This window comes from Sphingomonas sp. PL20 (assembly GCF_017875905.1).
GTDB classification, from domain to species: domain Bacteria; phylum Pseudomonadota; class Alphaproteobacteria; order Sphingomonadales; family Sphingomonadaceae; genus Sphingomonas; species Sphingomonas echinoides.
Genome location: NZ_JAGINH010000002.1, coordinates 3,147,031 through 3,169,700 on the forward strand (window position 1 = coordinate 3,147,031; position 22,670 = coordinate 3,169,700).

The window sequence follows — 22,670 nt, forward strand, 5'->3', positions numbered from 1 at the left end:
GCGCAAAGTCGTATAAGCGCAGCATGGCCCAGATGAATATCTCCGTCCCCGACGCGCTCAAGCAATGGGCCGAAAAGCGCGTCGCGGCGGGCAGCTATGCCAACACCAGCGAATATCTGCGGGATCTGATGCGGCGTGATCGTGACGCCGCATCGGAGCTTGAATGGCTCCAGGCCGAGATCGACAAGGGGATCGCCTCGGGGATCGACCCGCGTCCGGTTGAACAGATTTTCGCCGACCTCAAAGCAAAGCATTTGCCGACGCATGATTGATGTCGTGGTCGCCGCCGAAGCAGCAGCCGATCTCGACTCCATTCTCGGCTTCAGTGTCGCCACCTTCGGCGAAACCGCCGCCGCGCGCTATTTCGACCTGATCGAGCGCACGATCGCCCGGCTTCGCGATTTCCCGGACTCGGGTATGCTCTACCCCGGAATCATCCCACCTGTGCGCTATGTCGCAGCGGGCAGCCACCGCATCTTCTACAGCCGCACCGGCGACATGCTGACGATCCAGCGCGTCCTGCATCAAGCGATGCGTCCCCATGGCCGCATCGCTCCACCGGCCTGAACTACCGCAGCAGCACCAGTTCTTCCGCCATCGACGGATGCAGCGCGACGGTCTGGTCGAAGGCGTCCTTGGTCAGCCCGGCCTTCACCGCGACCGCCGCCGCCTGCAGGATCTCGGGCGCATCGGGGCCGATCATGTGCAGCCCGAGCACCACGCCGGACTCGGCATGGCACACCATCTTGTACAGCGCGCGTTCGTTGCGGCCGGCCAGCACATTCTTCATCGGGCGGAAGTCCGAGGTATAGACTTTGACCGAGCCGAACTTGTTCTTCGCCTGCGCTTCGGTCAGGCCAACGCCCGCCATCGGTGGATGGCTGAACACCGCGCTCGGGATGTTCTCATAATCAACGCGGTGCGGCTTGCCGCCGAACAGCGTATCGGCAAAGGCCTGCCCCTCGCGGATCGCGACCGGGGTCAGTTGCACGCGATTGGTCACATCGCCGACGGCATAGATGCTGTCGCAGCTCGACTTGTTATCGGCATCGACCACGATCGCGCCCTTGTCATCCAGATCGACGCCCGCCGCCGCCAGGCCCAGCCCTGCGGTATTGGGGGTGCGCCCGGTCGCGAACAGCACGCAATCGACTTCGATCGGCTCGTGGTTGGTCATCGACACGAGCAGGCTGCCATCGGCTTGCTTCTCGATGCCGCGGAACGCTGCGTTGAAGCGGAAATCGAGCCCCTTCATCATCGAAATCTGCAACAAGCGGTCGCGGATCGACTCATCATAGCCGCGCAGAATCACGTCGCTGCGGTTGATCAGCGTCACCTTCGCGCCGAATTCGTTGAAGATGCCGGCAAATTCATTGGCGATATAGCCCGCGCCCGCGATCAGGATGCGCTTGGGCACGGCGTCGAGATGGAACACTTCGTTCGAGGTGATGCCAAGTTCGTGGCCGGGGCATTCCGGCACCACCGGCGTCGCGCCGACCGCGATCAGAATGTATTTCGCGGTCACTTCGCGCCCGTCACCCAGCCGCACGCTGTGCGGCCCGGTCACGTCGGCGCGATCAAGGATAATGTCGACGCCATTGTTGTTCAGCGTAGCGGTATAGGCACCGTTGATGCGGCTGACCTCTTCCATCACATTGTCGCGCAGCCGCACCCAGTCGAAGCCGAGATTGTCGGGCACGTCCCAACCGAAACGCCTGGCGTCCTTCAGATCCTCGGCGAAGTGCGCGCCGTAGACGAGCAGCTTCTTGGGCACGCAGCCGCGGATGACGCAGGTGCCGCCGACGCGATATTCCTCGGCCACCGCCACCTTCGCGCCATGCGCGGCCGCGACGCGCGACGCGCGCGTGCCGCCCGAACCGGCACCGATGACAAAAAGGTCGTAATCATAAGAAGCGGTGGTCATCGAAAGCTCCGTTAAGGACATTCAGCGCAAGCCCGCGCGGCGCATCGGCATGGCGTCGATCGCAGCTATCACGGTTGCGGGGGTTATCGGATCGGTCTGGCGCAGGGCTTCATGCCCGTCCTTGCCAATCAACAGGACAGTGAAACGGTCGCGGGGGAGCGACCAAAGTCGGCGCAACGCGGCTGCGGAATCGCGCGCACCTGCCACGCGATCCGCCAGGATCGTGACGATCACGACGTCGCGCGCGGCGAGCGGCTCCTGGCCTGCGGCAAGCGCAGCGATCTGCTGCTGCGCTTGCCGATCGGTTTCGGCGGGCGCGGCGATGACGAGCAACCGGTGGTGATGACGCATCTCCACCACCGACTGGGTCATCAATGCCAGCGCCGCCAGCAACATCAGCCGAACGCGCGCTTGATCAAATCGGTGGTCGACACGTCGAACTCCTGCCCGCCCGCATCGGCCGCCTTGGCCATTTCCTTGCCCAGCTCGACACCGAACTGGTCGAACGGGTTGATGCCGAGCAGCACGCCGTTCACGAACACGCGCTGTTCGTAGAAGGCGATCAGCGCACCGAGCGTGCGCGCGTCGAGCACCTCGAGCAGGATCGTCGAGGACGGCCGATCGCCCGAATAGCTGCGCGCCAGATCGTCATTGGGCCGCCCCTTCATCAGAGCCGCGCCTTGCGCGAAGGCGTTAAGCAGCAACTGGCGGTGATGTTCCTCGGCCAGCGTATCGCCGGGTTCGATCACCGCGACGAATTCGACCGGCACCAAATGCGTGCCCTGATGCAGAAGCTGGAACACGGCGTGCTGGGCATCGGTGCCGACCCCGCCCCAGGTGATCGCCGCGCTGGGCCGATCGAGCCGCTTGCCGTCGATCGTCACGCCCTTGCCGTTCGATTCCATTTCGAGCTGCTGGAGATAGGACGGCAGCAAACGCAGCCGCTCGTCATAGGCGAAGGTCGCGCGCGTTTCTGCGTGGCGGACTTGCGTGTAATACAGATCGGCAAAGGCGGCCAAAGCCGGGGCATTCTGGCTGAGCGAGGTCTGGCGGAAATGGCGGTCCATTTCGCCCGCACCATCGAGCATGTCCTGGAAATTATCCCATCCAAGCGCGAGCGCCGCCGGGAAGCCGATCGACGACCACAGCGAATAACGCCCGCCAACCGACTCGGCGAAGGGCAGCACGCGGGTTTCATCAACGCCCCATTCGACCGCCTTGTCGGGGTCAGCGGTCAGCGCGACGACACGGCCATAGACGTCGTCCACCCCGGCCTCACCCATCCACTGCAGCACCGATTCGGCGTTGGTCAGCGTTTCCTTGGTGGTGAAGGTCTTCGACGCGATCACCAGCAGCGTGGCGGTCGGATCGAACTTCTTGAACACCTCTTCCAGTGCCGCGCCGTCGATATTGGAGACGATCGCAACGTCATAGCGGCTATCGTCGCGCCCCAGCGCATCGATCAACAGGTCCGGTCCCAAAGCCGATCCGCCGATACCGACATGCAGCACATGGCGAATCGGCCCGAGCGCCTCGCCCTCGATCGCGTCGATCAACGCCCGCATCCGCGCGTGCAGCACGCGCGCTTTCGCTACGTCATCTACGCTGCCTTCGCCGCGCTCGGCGACATGCGTGACCGCGCGGCCTTCGGTGGTGTTGATCACGTCACCCGCGAACAGCGCCTCGCGCTTGCCCGCCAGATCCTGCGCCTTGGCCAGCGCCTCGAACGCGGCCACCGCTTGCGCGGTCAAATGCGTCTTCGACCAGTCGAAATGCAGGCCAGCGACATCGACGCTGAAGGTCGCCAGCCGGTTGGGGTCTTCGGCGAACAGGGTTTCCAGGCGCGGCGCGGGCAAGGCTTCGATCGCGGTCCAGTCGGCAGGCATTAGGGCACCTCTTTGGCAAATGGGGGCGGGGGGAGGATCCGCCTTAGATTGCCCTAGCGCCGTGCAGTTACAACCGCCAGCTTGACGCGACACCGGAGCGGCACCAAACCGCGCGCATGGCCGCCCCCTCCTCCCCCGCCCGCAAATCCGAAACGCGCGAGACGCTCGTCTTCCTGCTCAAGCTCGCGGTGATCGTGTTCGTGTTCCGCAGCTTCGTCTTCGCGCCGTTCAGCATCCCGTCGCAATCGATGCTGCCGCGGCTGTACATTGGCGACTATCTCTTCGTGTCGAAATGGAATTACGGCTATTCGCGCTGGTCGCTGCCCTGGGGTGTACCGCTCATTCCAGGCCGCATCCTCGGGCGAGATCCGGCACGCGGCGATGTGGTGGTGTTTCGCGGGCCGCCCGGCGACGATGTCGACGTGATCAAGCGCGTGATCGGCCTGCCCGGCGACACGATCCAGATGCGCCATGGCCAGGTCATTCTCAACGGCACGCTAGTGCCCAAGGTCCGGATCGCCGATTTCACCATGCCGCTCAGCCCCAATTACCCGGCGATCAAGGAGTGCCCGAGCGAGTATGAGGATAGCGTGAAGGGCGTGACCGTCTGCCGCTACCAGCAATTTCGCGAAACCTTGCCCAACGGCAAGAGCTATGCCGTACTAGACCGGGGCGAGCAAGCTGGAGATAATACCGGAATTTACTTTGTCCCGGCGGGCCATGTCTTCGTAATGGGCGACAATCGCGACAATAGCGCTGACAGTCGATACCCTGCTCCACACGATGCTCTACCTGGGCAGTCGAGCGGCATGGGCATGGTGCCGATGGAGCGCATCCAGGGCAAAGCGGTCGTATCCTTCTTCTCGACCGATGGCTCGGCCAATTGGTTCCTGCCCTGGACCTGGTTCTCGGCGGCACGCTGGAACCGGATCGGGGCGGGTTTTTGACGAGCGCCCTGCACGACTGGCTGGCCGCGACGCTCGGCCACGCGCCGATTGATCTTGCGCCGTTCGAACGCGCGCTGACGCATGGCAGCCAGGCGGCCGCCAATTACGAGCGGCTCGAATTTCTGGGCGACCGCGTGCTTGGCCTGGTGATGGCGGAATGGCTGTTCGAGCTGTTCCCGGGCGAACCCGAAGGCGCACTGTCCAAGCGGCTGAACGCGCTGGTGACGGGCGCGGTCTGCGCCGATGTCGCGCGCGGCCTCGGCGTCGCCGCACAGCTCCGCCTCGGCAAGCAAGCGCGCGACGATGGCGCCTCCGACAGCGACAATGTGCTGGGCGACGTGATGGAGGCGCTGATCGGCGCGCTCTATCTGGAGGCCGGGCTGGACGGCGCGCGCCGCGCGATCCGCAAGGTCTGGGCCGACCGCCCCAGCCGCCAGCTCGCGGCCCCGCAACACCCCAAATCCGCGCTGCAGGAATGGGCCGCCGCGCACAACCGCAAGACGCCCGCTTATGACGTGGTCGAACGCTCGGGCCCCCACCACGCCCCGCGCTTTCGCGTAAAGGCAACGCTCGGCACCTTCGCCGAAGCGGAGGCTGAGGGCAGCTCGAAGCAGGAAGCGGAAACGGCAGCGGCAGCGGCGTTGCTCGCGAAATTGCGGTAGGCGCGCGCCAGGCCCTTCGACAGGCTCAGGGCGAACGGGTATAAGGTGAGCACATCTCCAATACCGTTCGCCCTGAGCCTGTCGAAGGGCACCCATCCAAACGGGCAAGGCTGACAAATGGCGTTCTGGACCTACCTCCTGCGCTGCGCCGATGGCAGTTTTTATACGGGCCATACTGACGCGCTTGAACATCGCATCGGCCAGCATCAGTCCGGCCAAATCCCCGGCTACACGCAAACCCGCCGCCCGGTGACCCTGGTTTGGAGCCAAGACTTCCCCTCTCGCCTCGAAGCGCTGGAGGCAGAACGCCAGATCAAAGGATGGAGCCGCGCCAAGAAGCAGGCACTGATCGCTGGCGATTGGGAGCGGCTTTCCTTACTGGCACGGAATCGCCAAGATACGAGCAGCCCTTCGACAGGCTCAGGGCGAACGGAATTGGCGGGCGATGTCTCCCGTACCGTTCGCCCTGAGCCTGTCGAAGGGCCTGCACTACCCAAGGACCACCAATGACTGACCCCACCCCCCAACATTGCGGCCTCGTCGCCATTCTCGGCGCGCCCAATGCGGGCAAATCCACCCTGGTCAATGCGCTGGTCGGCCAGAAGGTCGCGATCGTCAGCCCCAAGGCGCAGACCACGCGCGTGCGGCTGATGGGCGTGGCGATCGAGGGCGATACGCAGCTCCTGCTGGTCGACACCCCCGGCATTTTCGAACCCAAGCGGCGGCTCGACCGCGCGATGGTGCAGGCTGCCTGGGGCGGTGCCGAGGGCGCTGACGTGCTGGCGCTGGTGGTCGATGCCAAGGGCGGGCTCGGCGCGAAGGTCACCGACATTGCCGAGGCGATCAAGGATCGCCGCGAACCCAAATATCTCATCCTCAACAAGGTCGATCTGGCCGACAAGGGCAAGCTGCTGCTGCACGCCGAGAAATTGACCGGGATGGTCGAGTTCGCTGAAACCTTCTTCGTCAGCGCGGCGACCGGCGACGGCCTGCCCGAATTGAAGGCGCATCTCGCCAAGGCGATGCCCGAGGGGCCGTGGCATTTCCCCGAGGATCAGGTGTCCGACGCGAGCGAGCGCAGCCTCGCCTCCGAAGTGACGCGCGAACAGCTTTATCTCCAGCTCCACGCCGAACTGCCGTATGCCTCGGCGATCGAGACCGAACAGTATAAGGAACGCGAGGACGGTTCGGTCGAGATCCACCAGCAAATCCTGGTCGAACGCCCGACCCAGCGCGCCATCGTGCTCGGCAAGGGTGGCGCACGCATCAAGGAAATCGGCGCGCGCGCGCGGGCGGAGCTCAGCGAGATTATGGGCCGCCCGGTCCACCTCTATCTGCACGTGAAGGTCCGCCCCGGCTGGGATGACGAACGCGACGTTTACCGCGAAATGGGGCTGGACTGGGTCGACTGATGCGCGAGCGCGCTTAGACGCCCGCGTCCGCCAGCACTTCGTCCACCCAGGCGGGCACCAATTCCCCCGCCGGGCCAAGCCGGGTTTCGTGGAAATAGCCGCTCCCCGCCGACGGTTCGAGGTTCAGCTCCAGCGTTCGCGCGCCCGCATAGCGCGCACCCTGTACGAACCCGGCGGCGGGATAGACCGCGCCCGAGGTGCCGATCGACACGAACAGATCGGCCTCGCCCAGCGCCCGCTCGATCCGGTCCATCGCATAGGGGATTTCGCCGAAGAACACGATGTCGGGCCGCAGCGCCGTCGCGCCGCATGCGCCGCACCTTGCCCCAGGCGGCAAATCCGCCTCCCAGCGCACCTGCACGCCACAGGCCGCACATAAGGCCGATTGCAATGCGCCGTGCATATGGAGCAATCGCCTGGCCCCGGCGCGCTCATGCAGATCATCGACATTCTGGGTCACGATCAGCAATCCGCCGCGCCACGCAGCATCCAGCCGTGCCAGCGCGTCATGCGCCGGATTGGGCATGACCGCTGCCAGTGCCGCACGCCGCGCATCATAAAAGCGATGGACCAACGCCGGATCGCGCGCGAGCGCTGCGGGCGTGCAGACATCCTCGACGCGGTGCCCCTCCCATAGGCCACCAGGACCGCGAAAGGTGGCAATTCCGCTTTCGGCCGAAACACCGGCCCCGGTCAGGATCACGAGATTGCGCGGCACGGACATCACCGCGAGCATAGTGCCATCCTTGCGCGCAGACCACCGCCAAAGGCTTTGCCCGGTGCCATCGATCGGCCAATTTACGAGTAAAGCGAAATGACAACGCCATTTTATAGTTAATATTTTATGGATTATTACAAAACATTCATCCCTGCGGCCTGCCGCCGCTCCAACGCTCTACAATACAAAAAAAAGAGCGATTGGATTTTCGGATGAACTTTCTCACACAAGTTAAAATCGGTAAACGATTGCTTATCATCGGCGCAGCATCATTGCTGGGCCTTGCGCTGGTCCTTATCCTGTCCGTAAATCAGTTGAACTCCGCTTTGCGGCAGGGTTTTAACGAGCGCACCAAGCAGACGCTCGAAGTGGCGTATAGCCAGCTTCAGCGCTTCCAGGCGGAAGAACAAGCCGGGCGGATGACGCACGAGCAGGCCCAGGCCACCGCAAAAGAAGCGATCCGAACGATGCGCTTCGGCAAGGACAGCTACTTCTTCATCCTCGACACCAATTACCGGATGATCCTGCACCCGGTGAAGCCCGAGAAGCAGGGCAAGATCGTCCGGGACGAAAAGGATGCCGACGGCCGGACGCATTATCAGACGATGGTCGAGACCGCCCTGTCGCCCGCGGGCGCGGGCTTTGTCGACTATAATTTCAAGCTCCCCGACGGATCCGGTTCGAAGCCGAAAATCTCCTATGTACGGGTGTTCAAGCCATGGGGTTGGGTCGTCGCCACCGGCGTCTTCAACTCCGAAATCAACGAAGCCGTTGCCCGCTCGGCGTGGAACCTCGCCATTGTCGTGGTCCTGATTCTGGCCGCGCTCGCGGCCGTGATCCTGACGATCAGCAATTCGATTACCGCGCCGCTCAAACACATCACCACCCGCATGGGAAGCCTGGCCGAGGGTGATACGCAGGCGGAGATCCCCGGCACGGAACGGGGCGACGAATTGGGCGGCATGGCCCGTGCGCTGCTCGTCTTCCGCGACAACGCCATTGCCAAGTCGTTTGCAGAAGCCGTCCAGGCCAAGTCGGACGCCGATCAAAAGGCGATCGTGTCGCTCCTGTCGGAAAAGCTGGAAGCGCTGTCCGAAGGCGATCTCACCAGCACGCTGCACGACGGCGTTCCGGCCGACTATGTGGCGCTGAGCAACAACTTCAATACCGCGCTTGCCAATCTGCGCGATCTGATCGGTGTGCTCGCCGAGGGTTCGATGCGGATCGAAACCGGTTCGCATGAAATCGCCGCCGCGTCGGACGACCTTGCACGCCGCACCGAGAGCAATGCCGCCAGCCTGGAAGAAACCTCTGCGGCGCTGTCGCAGATGAACACCCGCCTGCGCTCCAGCGCCGAGGCGGCGGATCGTACCGTCACCTCCGCCCAGCAAGCGATTGGCGTGGTCGGGTCGGGTCGCTCCACCGCCGAGCAGGCGACCGCCGCGATGATCCGCGTTTCCGACAGTGCGCGCGGCATCGACAGTGTCATCGAAGGTCTCGACAAGATCGCCTTCCAGACGCGCGTTCTCGCGATGAACGCGGCGGTCGAAGCCGGTCGCGCGGGCGAGGCCGGGCGTGGGTTCGCCGTGGTCGCCGATCTCGTTTCGGCACTGGCGATGCGGGCAGAAGAAGAGGCACGCCGCGCGCGCGAACAGTTGACCGCGACGCAGACCGATATCGTCGTTGCCGTCGACGCGGTGAAGAATGTCGACAACGTGCTGCAGCAAATCAGCGGCAGCGTCGAACAAGTCCACGAGTTCGTCGAATCGATGGCGAACGACAACCGCGCCCAGTCCTCGACGATCAGCGAGATCGCGTCGGCGGTGAATGCGATGGACCATTCCACCCAACAGAATGCCGCGATGGTCGAACAGACCTCGGCCGCCGCGCGCAATCTGGCGGGGGAAGTCGCCACGCTCAGCCGCCAATCGGCGCGCTTCAACGTCGGTTCGGATTCGTCGGCGGGCGTGCGGAAGCCGGCACCGGTTGCATCACGCCCGCGGCCAAGCGCGAAAACCGCCTCGCCGCCGATCGCAGCCCGCGCGCAGACCGCCGCCAACGCCGACTGGGCAAGCTTCTAGCCCGATATCGCGGGGTGGCACCGCCGGTGCCACCCCCAACCGCCACCCCACCGCACCACCGCTTCCCGTCCCTTTTGGGCGCTTGGCGGAGCCTTGCCACCAAGATCGAGGATCATCATGCGTATCTCCCGCTCCGGTTTCGCCATTGGCGCTTCCCTGCTTTCCATCGTCATCGCGTCGGGCACCGCCCACGCTGCACCGGATGTTTCGGCTTCGGCGAGCGCGCCCGCCGCGAACGCACTACCAACGTCCGAAGCCGGCAGCGCCAAGCCGACCGCCGTCGCCAACGTCGCCAAGCCGGCGCAGCAAGCGAGCGTCGATCCCAATCGGCCAGTGCCGCCCGCACAACGCTCGACCCCGCCGAGCGAATCGACCGAGCAGCGCTCGCCCGCTAACCCCTCGGTGCGCACCTATCCGCGTCAGGCCGACGGCCATGGCGTCATGCTGGGCGGCTATAATATGTCGCGCTGGGCCGAAGACTGGCGGATGATGCGCGATTCCAAGAAGCGCAAGGACATCCTCGATCGCCTCAAATACATCCCGATCGACGATGCGGGCAAAATCTACGTCACGCTATCGGGCGAGGTGCGCTATCGCCTCAACGACTATTCCGAACCCAATCTCGTCAAATCGGGCTATCGCCTGGAAGAGCAGACGCGCTTGGTCGGCGGAGCCGACGTCCATATCGGCCCGGTGCGCTTTTATGGCGAACTCGCGCATGGCGGGCTGAGCGGGTATAATTACGGCGTCGCTCCGGCGAAATCGCGCGATGCCCTGATCGCGCAGCAGTTCTTCGGCGAAATCAGCGGTACGATCGGCACTTTCGGCCTGGGCGTGCGCTATGGCCGTCAGGAATTCACCGATGGCCCGTCGAATCTGGTGTCGCAAAAGGACAACAACACCATCCACACCTCGGTGCAGGGCCTGCGCACCTGGGGCCAGACCGGTAGCGTCCGCGCCGATTTCTTCGATTTCAAGCAAGTCACGCTCGGCACCCAGGGGCTGAGCGACGACGTCGCCGATGACAAGACGCGCTTCTCGGGCGCGACCTTTGGCCTGGTGCTCGCCAATTCCAAGACCCGCAAGCTGTTCTTCGATCCGTTCGCCTGGCGCGAGCGCAACGATTCGCTGAAATGGGGTCGCGTCACCGGGCGCGAAGTGCGTAACTATTACGGCGCGCGCTTGTGGGGCAGCCTCGATCAGTTGACCCTCGATTGGACGGTCGATCATCAAAGCGGCAGCTTTGCCGGGCGCGACATCAGCGCGTGGAACGCCTTCATCGCGCAGACCTATGTCATCAACCCCAAAAACTGGAAGCCAAAGGTCGGCATCCATTTCGACTTTGGCGAAGGCGGTGGCAGCTATGGCACCGGCACCATCCACGTCGCCAAGGCCCCGTTCGCAGGCACGATTGCGTATAGCTATCAGGGCGCGCTCAACTTCACCAACCTGTTCCAGGCGTCGCCCAACTTCACGGTCTCGCCGTTCAAAACGCTCGATGTCACCACCGAATATCAGCATAGCTGGCGCGTCAGCCCGCACGATGCGATCTACCGGGGTGCCGGCACCCCTTATACCGGCAGCGAAACCCTTCCGGGTAGCAATGTCGGAGATGCGATCCGCCTGCAGGCGACGTGGAAGGTCACGCGTCGGCTGTCGGTCGTTGGGCGCTATGAATATTTCATTCCGGGCCCGATCCTTGACCAGCTCGGCTATGTCAATTCCCACTATCTGGCCAGTTGGATAAGCTACCGCTTCTGACGAACGGCCGGGCCCTTCGCTAATCCCGCCGTTTCGACCAATTCCGGCATGGCGTCGGCGGCTCTGCTTCGGTAGAGCCGCCACGCAGCAAATCGGGAGACGTGCGATGACCGCGATCGGGATTATCGGCAGCGCGGGCCGAATGGGTCAAGCGCTTGCCGCCGCTGTGCCCGACCTGGGGGCAACCTTGGCTGGCGGAATCGACGCGGGCGGCGACCCCGTCGCGCTGGCGCTCGCTGCCGACGTGCTGGTCGATTTTTCGACACCGGCAGCGCTGGAACGCACGCTTGCCGCCGCCCGGGAAGCGCGCACCCCGATCCTGATCGGCACCACCGGGCTTGCGCCTGCCCATCACGCGCTGATCGAGGCGGCCGCCGCCGACATCGCGGTGTTGCAGACCGGTAATGTCTCGCTCGGGGTCACCTTGCTCGCCAAATTGGTGCGCGAAGCGGCGTCGCGGCTTGGCCCGGACTGGGACATTGAAATCGCCGAGATGCACCATCGCCACAAGGTCGACGCCCCCTCCGGCACGGCCCTGCTGCTCGGCGAAGCCGCCGCCGCCGGGCGCGGCATCACCCTCGCCGAAGCCCGCGTGGCGGACCGTGCCGGGCTGACTGGCGCACGCTCGGAAGGCACGATCGGTTTCGCCAGCCTGCGCGGCGGATCGGTTGCGGGCGATCATCTGGTGGTCTTTGCCGGCGAGGGCGAGCGGATCGAGATCGGGCACCGCGCCGAAAACAGAGCGATTTTCGCGCGCGGTGCCATCACCGCCGCGCTGTGGCTCGCCGAGCAAAGCGCCGGACGCTACAGCATGGACCAGGTGCTGGGGGTTTGAAAAAAGCCGACGTCGTCGAATTTTATGCCCGGCTGGCGGCGGACAATCCCCATCCGGAAACCGAGCTGGAAGCGGGCAACCCCTTCCAACTGGTCGTCGCGGTCGCCTTGTCGGCGCAAGCCACCGATATCGGCGTCAACAAGGCGACGCGGCGGCTGTTCGAACAGGTGAAGACGCCCGCGCAAATGGTTGCGCTCGGCGAGGACGGACTGAAAGAGCATATCAAGACGATCGGCCTGTTCAACACCAAGGCCAAGAACGTGATCGCCTTGTCGCAGCGCCTGATCGACGTTTATGGCGGCGAGGTTCCGGCCGATCGCGACGCGCTCGAAACCCTGCCCGGTGTCGGGCGCAAGACCGCCAATGTCGTGATGAACGTCGCCTTTGGGGCCGAGACCTTCGCGGTCGACACCCACATTTTCCGCGTTGGCAACCGCACTGGCCTCGCGCGCGGCAAGACCCCGCTCGCCGTCGAACTCAAGCTCGACAAAGCGACGCCACAGCCCTTCCGGCTGCATGCACATCATTGGCTGATCCTGCACGGACGTTATGTGTGCAAGGCCCGGACGCCCGAATGCTGGCGGTGCGTCGTCAGCGACCTCTGCGCGTTCAAGCCGAAGTCGGCGGCCCCAAAGCGAGGCGCGAGCACGGAAACCTGACCTGCGCATTGGAAGCAGGGATCCGTTTGCGCGCGGCCGAAGGTAGGGACTGGCGCAGCGCGATCGGCTTTGCTAGGCGAAGACACAGGCACCCGTAGCTCAGCTGGATAGAGCGCTGCCCTCCGAAGGCAAATGCAAGCTCTTTCTGATGGTCGAGGGTGTCGTAAAAAACGAGTGAAACCAAGCGATTGGCGAAACTCGAAGGAAGCACGAAAATCGCATTCGAGGTCGCGGAAGCACCACGGAAGCAAACCGAAAGGAGGTTGTGGAGTACGAATGGCGATGATCGGCGAGGCTTTAGCCCGCGTCGTTTGAGCCATGTCGATTCTAGAATTCGCGATTGACCGTGGTCGATCTCGGACACTATCTGAATATCGATGCGCCCGTAGCTCAGCTGGATAGAGCGCCACCCTCCGAAGGTGGAGGCCACACGTTCGAATCGTGTCGGGCGCGCCAACTTAATATTAGGTTGATATCTTGCATATTTGCGGAGCGCCGTTGCAGAGCAATTCGCCGTATTGACCTCCAGATATTTTAGAGGTCATTCAAGTTGGCAGCGCCGCAGAGCGCGATGTTCAATTCTTGCAGGACGATTTCTTCCGGATAGCGGCTCCTCGTTGCCCTCCCGTGACCGAGTCCGGATCCATCCCGTCCCGTCGATTGCCGCTGCTAGTACATCAAACACCGCTGATGTCTTCATGCTACCAGACTGAGGCTTAGTCCGGGAGTCTTGGATCTGTCCCTGTCGGATGGCACGCACGGCGCTCGCTTGGTAATCTCTATAGCACTCGACGGGTGTACTCTCGTTCGGGAAGCGACCAGATCGGATGTCTCAAACGTCGATTGTCAGGGAAAATTCAGACAGGATTGTTAGAGAACAAACTGGGAATAATATAATGCACGTACTTGAGGCTACTCTTTGCTCATTTGCATTACGCCGCTGTATACGAGAACACGAACTGCATCGATCCTAGCGCGAACCACCCGCTGGAAGCGTTGTGCTCTTACGTTATTGAGCACAACGATATTTATTGCGTACTTTGCAATTAACTCGTCGCCCACATCAGCTTTGAGCGACGAGGATTGGGACTCGTGCGTGCATGCGGCCGAAATCGTACCCGATCGCTCGATCCGGGGATGCACAGCGGTTATCCAGGCAGGCGAGCGGATGATCACCCAGTTGGCGGCGGCTTATAACAATCGCGGTGTCGCGCTGCGGTCGAGTGGAGATATCGACCGTGCCATGGAGGATTACGATCGAGCACTTCGTTTGTCCCCCGACTACTATGTCGCGCTCAACAACCGAGGCGTTGCTTTAATGAGCAAGGGAGAGCTTGATCGCGCGATTTCTGATTTCGATCGCGCCGTACAACTGAGGACTGACTACCTCGGTGCCTATTATAATCGCGGGAAGGCACTCGGGCGTAAAGGACTCTTTGATCGTGCCATCGCGGATTATGATCTGGTCATCAAGGCTGATCCGAAGAATCCGACCTTCTTGTTCGAACGCGGAACGATGAAAGCGAACGCTGGAGATCAGAGCGGCGCGGATGCTGATTTCGAGCGCGCCGAATCGCTCAGGTCGAATGGTGCGCGGACGACGCGGCCACGATGAAACTCGCCCAACCTAGACGCCGTTGAACTTGTCAGGCTGATGGGAGCCGCAACTCCGCGTGAAGGCCTCCATTTCTGCCATTGGATAGTTCGACAGAGCCGCCGTGCAGTGTGGCGAGATCGCGGACGATTGCGAGTCCGAGCCCGCTTCCCGGTTTGGCCTCGTCGAGCCGCTCGCCTGGGGCGAACGCGCGGTTTAGTGCATCAGCCGGGATGCCTGGCCCGTCATCAACGATCGTAATAAGGAGCTGCCCCGTCGGGGTATCGCGCGTAGCCTTGATCGAGACAACACCACGAGCCCACTTGCAGGCATTATCGACCAGGTTGGCGACCATCTCGTCAAGGTCGTTGGGATCGACGGCGGCAAGCAATTCCGTCTCGGCTGTATGGACGATCGTCAGCTCACGATGAGCATAGAGCCGCCGCATCGCCGCGGCTATTGATGCGAAGGCAGGTTCGACCTGCGTGATGACGCCAGGCAGGCCGGCGTTGGCTGCGGCACGGGCTCGGGCAAGCTGGAAATCAATCTGGCGCTGCATCCGCCCTGTTTGCTGAGTCAGGACCGCGGCGCCCTCGGTATCACCTCTCGCGAGCAGCCGGCGCGCTTCGTCCGTCAGCACGGCCAATGGTGTCTTCAGGCCATGCGCGAGATTGCCCGCCTGCGTGCGGGCGCGGCGAACCATCTGGGTATTGGCGTCGATCAGAGCGTTGAGATCATCGACCAGCGGCCGAACTTCGGACGGGAAGTCACCAGGCAGGGTTTCTGCTTTGCCCGCGCGAATGTCGCCCAGCGCGTCGCGCAGACGGCGCATGGGACGCAGACCAAACCAGGCCTGCAACGTGCCGGCCCCAATTAGGGCTATTGCCAGTGTGCCGAGTGACAGGGCCAGCGCCTGATTAAAATGTCTCAGTACATCATCGACGATCCGCTGGTCGGCGCCAATTTGAAGCACGTAACCGTTTTCAGCGGTCTGCCACGGTCGCTCATATGCGATCATCGGCTCACCAGCCGGGCCAGCTTCGACTGAGCGAGTAAGCTGCCGATCCGCCCCCCGCGCGGGTGGCGGAAAACGCCGTTGCGGTTCGAGGGAGGCTGATTGTAGGACGATGCCGTTGCGATCGCTCACCTGCCAGTAATAGCCAGTCCCGGGCTGCGCGAAGCGCGGATCACTGAGCCTTTGTGCCAGAGCGACATGTCCGTCGGCCGTGCGGGCCAACAGACCTTCGAGCTCGTCGAGATGACCGATCAGCTCGGCATTGACAAGCTCCGTGACGTGCGCCCGGAACAGCGCGGAAATCGAAACGCCAGCGACAGCGATACCTGTCACGGTCGTGAGAATAACGCCAACCAGCAGCCGGGCGCGCAGACTTCTGACCATCAGCCGAACCTGTAGCCCAGACCGCGCAGGGTCCTGATGGTATCGCGGCCGATTTTGCGTCGCAGCCGACCGACATAGACCTCGATCGTATTCGAGCTGCGTTCCTCATTCAGGCCGTAGAGATGGTCGAGCAACTCGGCTTGCGTCACGACGCGGCCGACGCGATGCAGGAAGAGGTGGAGCAGGCGAAATTCCTGTGCCGTCAATTCGATCGGCTGGCCCGCAACATTGGCGGTGCCGGCAACGGGGTCAAGCACGATATCTCCGTGGCGCAATTCGGAGGTGGCTTGGCCCGCGACGCGCCGCATCAGCGCGCGCAGGCGAGCTGCGACTTCGTCGACGTGAAACGGCTTCGCCACATAGTCATCAGCCCCTGCATTGAGACCTTCCACCTTCTCAGTCCAGCTGCTGCGCGCCGTCAGGATCAGGACCGGTGTGGCGGCCCCGGTACGTCGCAACCTCCGTAAGACCTCGATGCCTGACAGGCCGGGTAAACCGAGATCGAGAACGATCGCGTCGAATTCTTCTTGCAGCGCGAAGGAAAGGGCGTGCTCACCATCTTCCACATGCTCAACGACAAAGCCAAAGCTGGCCAACCCTTCCTTCAGGCGGGCGCCAATGTCCTGATCGTCTTCGACAAGAAGAATGCGAATGGTCATGTCTCCTGATTGCTGCAGTCCGATACTGGATCAACCTGCATTTACGCTGACAGCTTGTGTTCAGACTAGCGTGGCAATCAGGCGTCTAGAAGTCAGTGTTGAGACTCGTGCCAATGTTAAAATTGCTCCTGATAATCGTTCGCATATCAACAATTATCTTGGTGACCCCAGCCTTCGCTCAGCAGGCCGCCGTGCTGTCGATTGATGCACTTGCCAATTCCGTCGTGGCAAGTAACCCCGAACGACGCTTTTATTTCCAGCAGATCGGGCTTGCAGGTGTTGAGCGCGACGCGGCTGATCGCCTGCCGGACCCTGAAGCTGCATTCGAGTTAGGCGAACGCCGGATGGCCGACGGCCTGACAGGTGCACCGAAAGGCGCCGGGCCGACATATGGCTTGTCGATTATGCAGCCGCTCGACTTTGCCGGACGCGGGGCGCTCCGTCGCGCCATCGCCGAGCATCAGATCGCGCTGGCGCGGCTCGGTCTTGCGCAATTCGACGCAACGCTCGCAAGCCGGGCACGCTCTTTGGGATATGCCTTGTTCGCGGCCGAGCGGAAAGCCGCCGCGGCACGCGACGTTGCCGCGCGGATGCGCGAGCTTGCACGCGTTGTGGAGCAGCGGGATCCGGCGGGCATCGCCACCACGCTGGACACGGCCATTCTGGATGCGGGTGCCATCACGGCGGAGCGAAATGCCGCGATGGCTGATTCCGAGACCAGCACGATCGTCTACGAACTGAATCAACTTCGCGGCGCGCCGCTCAAAGCGCGGCTCCGCATTGCTCCGCCCGATATCACGCTGCCCGGCCTTCCGTCGGTCGAGCGCATGGCGCAACAAGCTGGCATCAACAATTTCGAGATTCAGTCGCTGCGCGCGCAATTGCAGCAGCAAGGGTTGCGCGTTGACCTCGCACAAGCAGCGCGTGTGCCGAACGTCTCAGTCGGTCCCTACTTCAATCGCGCGAAGTCAGACAGCCGCGAGACCAATTTCGGCATACGGCTGACGACGACGTTGCCGCTTTGGAATAGCCAGGCTGCTGGCCTCGCACAGGAGTTGAGCCGTCAATCCCAGGGCGATGCGGCCCTGCTCGCCGCCAACCGACGGATCGCGAGGCAGGTTTACGAACAGGCAGCCTACTACGAGGCGAAGCGTCGAGCCCTTGCGGGCTGGCCAGCCGGGGCCACCGAGAAATTTGCGGCCGCAGCTACCGCCGCCGCCGATAGTTATCGCCAGGGAGCGATCCCGATCGCAACTTACGTCGAGATGCAGCGCCAGTATCTGGACGCGCTGTCGGCTCTGCTCGACACGCGACGTGAGGCTATGGAAGCGATGCTTCAACTTCGGGCGCTCAATGGCGGCCGCAGCTTCGACGGCGTGTCCCGATGACGCGGCGGATTCTGGAATGGACAACCGGTCGACCAGCCACGGTGATGATCATCGCTTTGCTGATCGCTGGTCTTGGAATCTGGTCTTTCGTGAATCTGCAAATCGATGTCATTCCCGACATCACAGGCGTGCAGGTGCAGATCAACACGACTGTTCCTGCCCTGGCGCCAGAGGAAATCGAGCGTCTTGTGACGCTGCCCATCGAGCGCAGCATGGGTGGTCAGCCGGGCCTGCGGGAAATGCGATCGCTCACCAAGACCGGACTGTCACAGGTCACGCTCATCTATCAGGACGGCACGGACCAGCTTCGCGCACGCCAATTCGTCAACGAGCGGCTTTCCGCAGTGCGCGACATGCTGCCAGCCGGATCATCGCCGCGCCTCGCTCCGATCACCACCGGGCTTGGCGAAATCTGGTACTACACACTCGAATGGGCGCAACCGCCGTCCGATTTGGACGAGCGGCAACAACTGATGGAGTTGTTCGAGGCTCAGGAATATATCGTGCGCCCGATGCTGCGCGCGATCGAGGGGGTCGCCGACGTCAATTCCAACGGCGGCCTCGAACGTCAGTTTGTCATCGAGCCTGATCTGAAGAAGCTCACGACAGCGGGCATCACGCCGAGCGAGCTTGCCCAGGCTGTTGGCGCCAACGTCGCCAATGCCGGCGGCGGGACCATCACCAAGAACGGCCAACGCTTCACCGTCCGAACCGAAGCGCGTGTCACGACGGCGGAGATGATCCGCGCATTACCCGTGAAATTCGCAGGTGGCGTGCGGCCGCTGACTGTAGCGGATCTGGCGACCGTGACCATCGGCCATGCTCCACGCGATGGCGCCGCGACCACCAACGGCAAGGAAACCGTGCTCGGCACAGTGATGATGCTGGTCGGGCAGAACAGCCGGGACGTTGCCCGGCGCGTCGATGCGCAATTGCCGAACCTGCGCGCCGCGCTGCCCAAAGGCATGATCCTTCAGGTTCAGTACGATCGTTCAGAATTGGTGGATCGCACCATCGCGACGGTCGAGCGCAACCTTGGCGAGGGAGCGTTGCTGGTCGCCGTCGTATTGCTGATCGTGGTCGGCAACTGGCGCGCGGCATTTATCGTCGCGTCGGTCATCCCGCTGGCCTTTCTCATGATGATCTCGGGCATGCATGCGCTCGGTATATCGGGCAATCTGATGAGCCTCGGCGCGCTCGACTTCGGCCTGGTCGTAGATGGCGCGATCGTCGTCGTGGAAAACACATTGCGTCTGATGGGCGAGGCACAGCGCCTCAAGGGGCGCGAGCTGACGGCCGATGAACGCCGTCGCATCGTCATCAACGCTGCGGGGGGCGTGGCGCGGCCCGTGTTCTTCGGCATGGCCATCATCGCGCTGGTTTATGTGCCGGTACTCAGCCTGGGCGGCGTCGAGGGGAAGCTGTTTCAGCCGATGGCGCAAGCCGTGATGCTGGCGCTGGCAGCGGCGCTGATCGTTACCTTTACGCTAGTGCCGGCGCTGTGCGCCCGGCTGCTACGAGGCGAGAAGGTGCGTCAGCCGAGCGTCAGTGAAAAGGAAGATTCTCTCCCGGAGATAACCGCCGACAACCACATCACGCATAACGGTGGCTTCGCCGGCCTCGTGATCCGGGGCTACCGTCCCGTCCTGGACTTCGCCCTCCGTCATCCCGCTGCCCTTCTCGTTCCATCGGCAGTCCTGTTGGCCGTGGCATTGAGGATATTCCTGACCCTTGGCTCGCAGTTTACGCCACGCCTCGATGAGGGCTCCATCACGGCGATGGTCTACAAGCCCGTGGGGATGTCGCTCGACCGTAGCCTTGAGATCGAGCAGCAAACCGAGCGTGAAATTTTGCGTCGCTTTCCGCAAGTGACCCGAACCTTCTCCCGCATCGGCACCAGCGCGGTTGCGACCGACCCGATGCCGCCGAATGAGAACGACCTCTACATCTTCTACAAGCCGCTCGACCAATGGCCGCAAGGTCCGGACATGCCGCGCAACAAGAGCGAGCTGGTTGCGGCGATCGAAAAGGCTGCCACTGCGCTGGCGCCGGAGCAGTCATTCCTTTTCGCGCAGCCTATCGAGATGCGCTTCAACGAAATGTTGGAGGGCACGCGGGCGGATCTGTCGGTCAAGATATTCGGAGACGACTACGACGTGCTTGAGCGGCTCGCCGCGCAGGCGCGAGAGGAATTGCAAGGCGTGCCCGGCACCGCCAATGCCGCATTCGAAGCGGCCAGCCGCACCCACAGTGTGGTGGTCGAGATCAATCACGACGCGATGGTGCGGTTGGGGCTGGGAACCGCCGAGGTCAACCGTGCCATTGCGTCAGCGATCGGTGGGGACGAGGTCGGCTTCATCGCGGACGGAGAGCATCGACACGCGATCGTCGTTCGTATGCCCGAGTCCTTACGCGCGGACACAAAATCGATCCTCTCCCTTCCATTGCGCGTCGGCGCGTCCGGCCTTGTGCCGCTGGACCGCGTTGCAAGTCTGCGCGAGATGAGAACGGTCGAACCGATCCTGCACGACAATGGTAAGCGCCGCGCCGCCTTGATGGTCAATCTCAACACCAGCGACATCGAAGGTTATGTGACCGCAGCGCGTGCACGCCTCGACGGCAAGCTTGCGCTGCCTGAATCCTATCGCATCGAGTTCGGAGGCCAGTTCCGTCAGCTAGAAGCGGCCCGAGCCCGTCTGATGATCGTCGTGCCGGCGGCGCTGCTGATGATCTTCTTGCTCGTTTATTCGGCGTTGGGGAGCGTCCGTCATGCCGCCGTCGTCTATACCGGTATTCCGTTTGCGATCACCGGTGGCGTGCTGGCACTCTGGCTACGTGACATGCCATTCTCGATCACCGCCGCGATCGGCTTTATCGCGGTCTCCGGCATCGCGATGCTGAATGGTCTCGTTCTGATCGATCATATCAATGCGTTGCGGCGGAAGCTGCCTGTTATCGAGGCAGTCCGGCAAGCCGCCACGGATCGGCTCCGTCCGGTATTGTCGACCGCCATGGTCGCGGGAATCGGCTTCGTACCGATGGCGATTTCACAGGGCGCGGGAGCGGAGGTGCAACGACCGCTCGCCACTGTCGTCATCGGCGGCGTCCTGTCGTCCACCGTTCTGACGCTGCTGCTGTTGCCGGCGATCTACCGATGGATGGAGCGCCGCTCCGCAGCCGTCGTCGAACGAGAGAAACAGCCGTTGGAAGTGGAGGTTTCAGCATGAAAAGATCGAATCGGCTCCGTGACGTGGCAATCTTAGCCGCTATGACGTCACTTTTCTTTGTCTCGCCGGCCCTCTCGCTCGCAAGTTCTCCTGTCCATGACAATCAACCCAGTCCTTTCTACGTGCAAAACCTGCCGGCGGAAGTGCGGGCAGGCCTTCAAAAATACAGGAAGGTATGTGGCGATGAATTGACAACAACGCGTGGCTTCAGCCGCTTCATTGACGTTGGGAACGTTCGTCTCATCGCTCTTCATCTTCATGAACTCAGATGTGGCGACCGCCTTACGTTTTGTAGCAGCGGAAAATGCCTCCATCAGGTCTACATGTCGCACCACGGACGATATCATCTGGTGATGAGTGTCAGGGCAAATGAAGTCACGTTGAGAGGCCTGGACAACACTCCGGCGATTGAAGTTGAATGCGGCTTTGGACTACAGCGTATGTGGCGATGGAACGGTAGGCGTTTCATCGGAAGATAGCATCATTGATCAGCCTGACCGGCCAAGTTTCCAGATCGATCTCGAAGGCAAGGCGCCTTTTCCTATGTGCTCAGCGCCGCGTTACAAAGCCTTAGAAATGTAATTCAGGACCATGTTCCATGCGAGCCCTTCATAAAGAGAACCATCTGATCGAACGAATAGGTTGGCTTCGCGCAGCGGTGCTAGGCGCCAATGACGGGCTGATTTCAACATCGAGTCTGATCGTCGGTGTTGCCGCCGCGACCGCCGCTTCCCACGAAATTCTGGTTGCTGGCGTAGCGGGGCTCGTCGCCGGAGCAATGTCGATGGCTGCAGGCGAATATGTGTCGGTCAGTTCCCAGGCCGATACGGAAGAAGCCGACATGGCGCGTGAGCGCCGCGAACTTGCCACGCAACCTGAAGCGGAGCTGGCCGAACTCGCCGCGATCTACGAGCAGCGTGGTGTAACGCCCGAACTGGCGCGACAGGTCGCCGAGCAGATGATGGCAAAGGACGCCTTCGGGGCCCATGCGCGGGATGAACTCGGACTGACCAGTCATGTGATGGCGAAGCCAGTTCAAGCGGCTTTCACTTCGGCGGTCACCTTCGCATCTGGCGCGACTTTGCCGCTGGCCGTCGCTCTCCTGTCGCCGGCCTGGACCGCCACCTGGACCGTCTCCATTGCCTGCCTCATCGGACTTGGCGTTCTCGGAGCGATCGGCGCTCGCGCTGGCGGCGCCAGCATATGGAAACCCACTCTTCGGGTCGTGTTTTGGGGAGCAGTCGCCATGGCCTCAACTGCGACCATTGGTGCCCTCATCGGTCGAGCCGTCTAGTTCGCGGAGCTCTCTATTTTTTAATCGATTTTGCACTCGATATTTGCATCGCTGCAGAATGGGATTTTCTGCGATGTATTCCAGCGGTACCCAATCACACATGCCGCGGACTTCAGGACTAGGAGAGAGCCACTGCGTACGCGGCCCAGATTTGGAAAGAGCTAGTCATTTCCTCATAGACCCGGGAGAAGCAAAATACCGGATACCTTGTACTTGGTCCGATA

General features: G+C 62.5%; 20 protein-coding genes and 1 tRNA gene. 15 read left to right on the top strand and 6 right to left on the bottom strand.

Annotation, left to right across the window (positions count from 1 at the left end):
- Window positions 1-32 precede the first annotated feature (32 nt).
- Together H4W01_RS14725 and H4W01_RS14730 are read left to right on the top strand one after the other, a co-directional pair.
- Complete coding sequence (locus tag H4W01_RS14725) at window positions 33-272, top strand: type II toxin-antitoxin system ParD family antitoxin (protein ID WP_102719646.1); 240 nt, start codon at window positions 33-35, stop codon at window positions 270-272.
- Complete coding sequence (locus H4W01_RS14730) at window positions 265-567, top strand: type II toxin-antitoxin system RelE/ParE family toxin (RefSeq protein WP_209612032.1); 303 nt, start codon at window positions 265-267, stop codon at window positions 565-567. The genes H4W01_RS14725 and H4W01_RS14730 overlap by 8 nt, the downstream gene beginning before the upstream one ends.
- Window position 568: 1 nt before the next feature.
- Here the strand turns inward: H4W01_RS14730 and gorA are convergent, their stop codons facing one another.
- Genes gorA through pgi form a run of 3 tightly spaced genes read right to left on the bottom strand, consistent with a single transcriptional unit; the run spans window position 569 to window position 3,810 of the window.
- Window positions 569-1,924, bottom strand: coding sequence for a glutathione-disulfide reductase (gorA, locus tag H4W01_RS14735; protein ID WP_209612034.1), 1,356 nt, complete (start codon window positions 1,922-1,924; stop codon window positions 569-571).
- Between the two features lie 21 nt (window positions 1,925-1,945).
- Entirely contained in the window at window positions 1,946-2,320 is a 375-nt protein-coding gene (locus H4W01_RS14740) for a DUF4174 domain-containing protein (RefSeq protein WP_209612036.1), read from the bottom strand.
- On the bottom strand, window positions 2,320-3,810 hold the full coding sequence (pgi, locus tag H4W01_RS14745) for a glucose-6-phosphate isomerase (RefSeq protein WP_209612039.1): 1,491 nt from the start codon (window positions 3,808-3,810) through the stop codon (window positions 2,320-2,322). The genes H4W01_RS14740 and pgi overlap by 1 nt, the downstream gene beginning before the upstream one ends.
- Before the next feature lie 116 nt (window positions 3,811-3,926).
- On the opposite strand from pgi, the gene lepB reads away from it, so the two are divergent.
- The 4 genes from lepB to era all read left to right on the top strand — a co-directional run bounded on the left by lepB (window position 3,927) and on the right by era (window position 6,831).
- Window positions 3,927-4,757, top strand: coding sequence for a signal peptidase I (lepB, locus tag H4W01_RS14750; RefSeq protein WP_209612041.1), 831 nt, complete (start codon window positions 3,927-3,929; stop codon window positions 4,755-4,757).
- On the top strand, window positions 4,754-5,419 hold the full coding sequence (rnc, locus tag H4W01_RS14755) for a ribonuclease III (protein ID WP_209612043.1): 666 nt from the start codon (window positions 4,754-4,756) through the stop codon (window positions 5,417-5,419). The genes lepB and rnc overlap by 4 nt, the downstream gene beginning before the upstream one ends.
- Window positions 5,420-5,536: 117 nt before the next feature.
- Window positions 5,537-5,929: a GIY-YIG nuclease family protein gene (locus H4W01_RS14760; RefSeq protein ID WP_209612045.1), complete on the top strand. Its 393-nt coding sequence runs from the start codon at window positions 5,537-5,539 to the stop codon at window positions 5,927-5,929.
- Complete coding sequence (gene era / locus H4W01_RS14765; protein ID WP_209612047.1) at window positions 5,926-6,831, top strand: GTPase Era; 906 nt, start codon at window positions 5,926-5,928, stop codon at window positions 6,829-6,831. The genes H4W01_RS14760 and era overlap by 4 nt, the downstream gene beginning before the upstream one ends.
- A 13-nt stretch (window positions 6,832-6,844) precedes the next feature.
- Here the strand turns inward: era and H4W01_RS14770 are convergent, their stop codons facing one another.
- The gene (locus H4W01_RS14770) at window positions 6,845-7,555 is read right to left on the bottom strand and encodes an NAD-dependent deacylase (protein ID WP_209613390.1); all 711 of its coding nucleotides are present in this window, start codon (window positions 7,553-7,555) and stop codon (window positions 6,845-6,847) included.
- Between the two features lie 206 nt (window positions 7,556-7,761).
- On the opposite strand from H4W01_RS14770, the gene H4W01_RS14775 reads away from it, so the two are divergent.
- From H4W01_RS14775 to H4W01_RS14800, 6 genes are all read left to right on the top strand, one after another.
- Window positions 7,762-9,630 carry a methyl-accepting chemotaxis protein gene (locus H4W01_RS14775; RefSeq protein ID WP_209612049.1) on the top strand — a complete coding sequence of 623 codons (1,869 nt, stop codon included), beginning with the start codon at window positions 7,762-7,764 and terminating at the stop codon, window positions 9,628-9,630.
- A 117-nt stretch (window positions 9,631-9,747) separates the two neighbouring features.
- Window positions 9,748-11,391 carry an alginate export family protein gene (locus H4W01_RS14780; protein WP_209612051.1) on the top strand — a complete coding sequence of 548 codons (1,644 nt, stop codon included), beginning with the start codon at window positions 9,748-9,750 and terminating at the stop codon, window positions 11,389-11,391.
- Window positions 11,392-11,497: 106 nt separating this feature from the next.
- A complete protein-coding gene (dapB, locus tag H4W01_RS14785; protein ID WP_209612053.1) occupies window positions 11,498-12,226 on the top strand; it encodes a 4-hydroxy-tetrahydrodipicolinate reductase in 729 nt (242 codons plus the stop codon).
- Window positions 12,223-12,885, top strand: coding sequence for an endonuclease III (gene nth / locus H4W01_RS14790; protein WP_209612055.1), 663 nt, complete (start codon window positions 12,223-12,225; stop codon window positions 12,883-12,885). The genes dapB and nth overlap by 4 nt, the downstream gene beginning before the upstream one ends.
- A gap of 379 nt (window positions 12,886-13,264) precedes the next feature.
- Window positions 13,265-13,341 (top strand) — tRNA-Arg (locus H4W01_RS14795).
- Between the two features lie 712 nt (window positions 13,342-14,053).
- Complete coding sequence (locus H4W01_RS14800) at window positions 14,054-14,500, top strand: tetratricopeptide repeat protein (RefSeq protein ID WP_209612057.1); 447 nt, start codon at window positions 14,054-14,056, stop codon at window positions 14,498-14,500.
- A gap of 31 nt (window positions 14,501-14,531) precedes the next feature.
- Here H4W01_RS14800 and H4W01_RS14805 read toward each other — a convergent pair whose 3' ends face one another.
- A complete protein-coding gene (locus H4W01_RS14805) occupies window positions 14,532-15,878 on the bottom strand; it encodes a sensor histidine kinase (protein ID WP_006022561.1) in 1,347 nt (448 codons plus the stop codon).
- Entirely contained in the window at window positions 15,878-16,531 is a 654-nt protein-coding gene (locus H4W01_RS14810; protein WP_024343199.1) for a response regulator transcription factor, read from the bottom strand. The genes H4W01_RS14805 and H4W01_RS14810 overlap by 1 nt, the downstream gene beginning before the upstream one ends.
- Before the next feature lie 119 nt (window positions 16,532-16,650).
- Here H4W01_RS14810 and H4W01_RS14815 point away from each other — a divergent pair, with 119 nt between their 5' ends.
- From H4W01_RS14815 to H4W01_RS14825, 3 genes are all read left to right on the top strand, one after another.
- Window positions 16,651-17,925, top strand: coding sequence for a TolC family protein (locus H4W01_RS14815; protein WP_006022563.1), 1,275 nt, complete (start codon window positions 16,651-16,653; stop codon window positions 17,923-17,925).
- On the top strand, window positions 17,922-21,152 hold the full coding sequence (locus H4W01_RS14820; RefSeq protein WP_006022564.1) for an efflux RND transporter permease subunit: 3,231 nt from the start codon (window positions 17,922-17,924) through the stop codon (window positions 21,150-21,152). Before H4W01_RS14815 ends, H4W01_RS14820 begins: the two co-directional genes overlap by 4 nt.
- A gap of 598 nt (window positions 21,153-21,750) precedes the next feature.
- Window positions 21,751-22,446 carry a VIT1/CCC1 transporter family protein gene (locus tag H4W01_RS14825; protein WP_006022566.1) on the top strand — a complete coding sequence of 232 codons (696 nt, stop codon included), beginning with the start codon at window positions 21,751-21,753 and terminating at the stop codon, window positions 22,444-22,446.
- Window positions 22,447-22,670 lie beyond the last annotated feature (224 nt).

Excerpts from the sequence above, each read along its gene's own strand:
- dapB (WP_209612053.1), top strand. The coding sequence starts at position 11,498 with ATGACCGCGATCGGGATTATCGGCAGCGCGGGCCGAATGGGTCAAGCG.
- era (WP_209612047.1), top strand. The coding sequence starts at position 5,926 with ATGACTGACCCCACCCCCCAACATTGCGGCCTCGTCGCCATTCTCGGC.
- H4W01_RS14775 (WP_209612049.1), top strand. The coding sequence starts at position 7,762 with ATGAACTTTCTCACACAAGTTAAAATCGGTAAACGATTGCTTATCATC.
- H4W01_RS14725 (WP_102719646.1), top strand. The coding sequence starts at position 33 with ATGAATATCTCCGTCCCCGACGCGCTCAAGCAATGGGCCGAAAAGCGC.
- H4W01_RS14760 (WP_209612045.1), top strand. The coding sequence starts at position 5,537 with ATGGCGTTCTGGACCTACCTCCTGCGCTGCGCCGATGGCAGTTTTTAT.
- H4W01_RS14825 (WP_006022566.1), top strand. The coding sequence starts at position 21,751 with ATGCGAGCCCTTCATAAAGAGAACCATCTGATCGAACGAATAGGTTGG.
- pgi (WP_209612039.1), bottom strand. The coding sequence starts at position 3,810 with ATGCCTGCCGACTGGACCGCGATCGAAGCCTTGCCCGCGCCGCGCCTG.
- H4W01_RS14780 (WP_209612051.1), top strand. The coding sequence starts at position 9,748 with ATGCGTATCTCCCGCTCCGGTTTCGCCATTGGCGCTTCCCTGCTTTCC.
- H4W01_RS14805 (WP_006022561.1), bottom strand. The coding sequence starts at position 15,878 with ATGGTCAGAAGTCTGCGCGCCCGGCTGCTGGTTGGCGTTATTCTCACG.
- H4W01_RS14815 (WP_006022563.1), top strand. The coding sequence starts at position 16,651 with ATGTTAAAATTGCTCCTGATAATCGTTCGCATATCAACAATTATCTTG.
- H4W01_RS14740 (WP_209612036.1), bottom strand. The coding sequence starts at position 2,320 with ATGTTGCTGGCGGCGCTGGCATTGATGACCCAGTCGGTGGTGGAGATG.
- H4W01_RS14730 (WP_209612032.1), top strand. The coding sequence starts at position 265 with ATGATTGATGTCGTGGTCGCCGCCGAAGCAGCAGCCGATCTCGACTCC.
- H4W01_RS14820 (WP_006022564.1), top strand. The coding sequence starts at position 17,922 with ATGACGCGGCGGATTCTGGAATGGACAACCGGTCGACCAGCCACGGTG.
- gorA (WP_209612034.1), bottom strand. The coding sequence starts at position 1,924 with ATGACCACCGCTTCTTATGATTACGACCTTTTTGTCATCGGTGCCGGT.
- H4W01_RS14800 (WP_209612057.1), top strand. The coding sequence starts at position 14,054 with ATGATCACCCAGTTGGCGGCGGCTTATAACAATCGCGGTGTCGCGCTG.
- H4W01_RS14770 (WP_209613390.1), bottom strand. The coding sequence starts at position 7,555 with ATGTCCGTGCCGCGCAATCTCGTGATCCTGACCGGGGCCGGTGTTTCG.
- lepB (WP_209612041.1), top strand. The coding sequence starts at position 3,927 with ATGGCCGCCCCCTCCTCCCCCGCCCGCAAATCCGAAACGCGCGAGACG.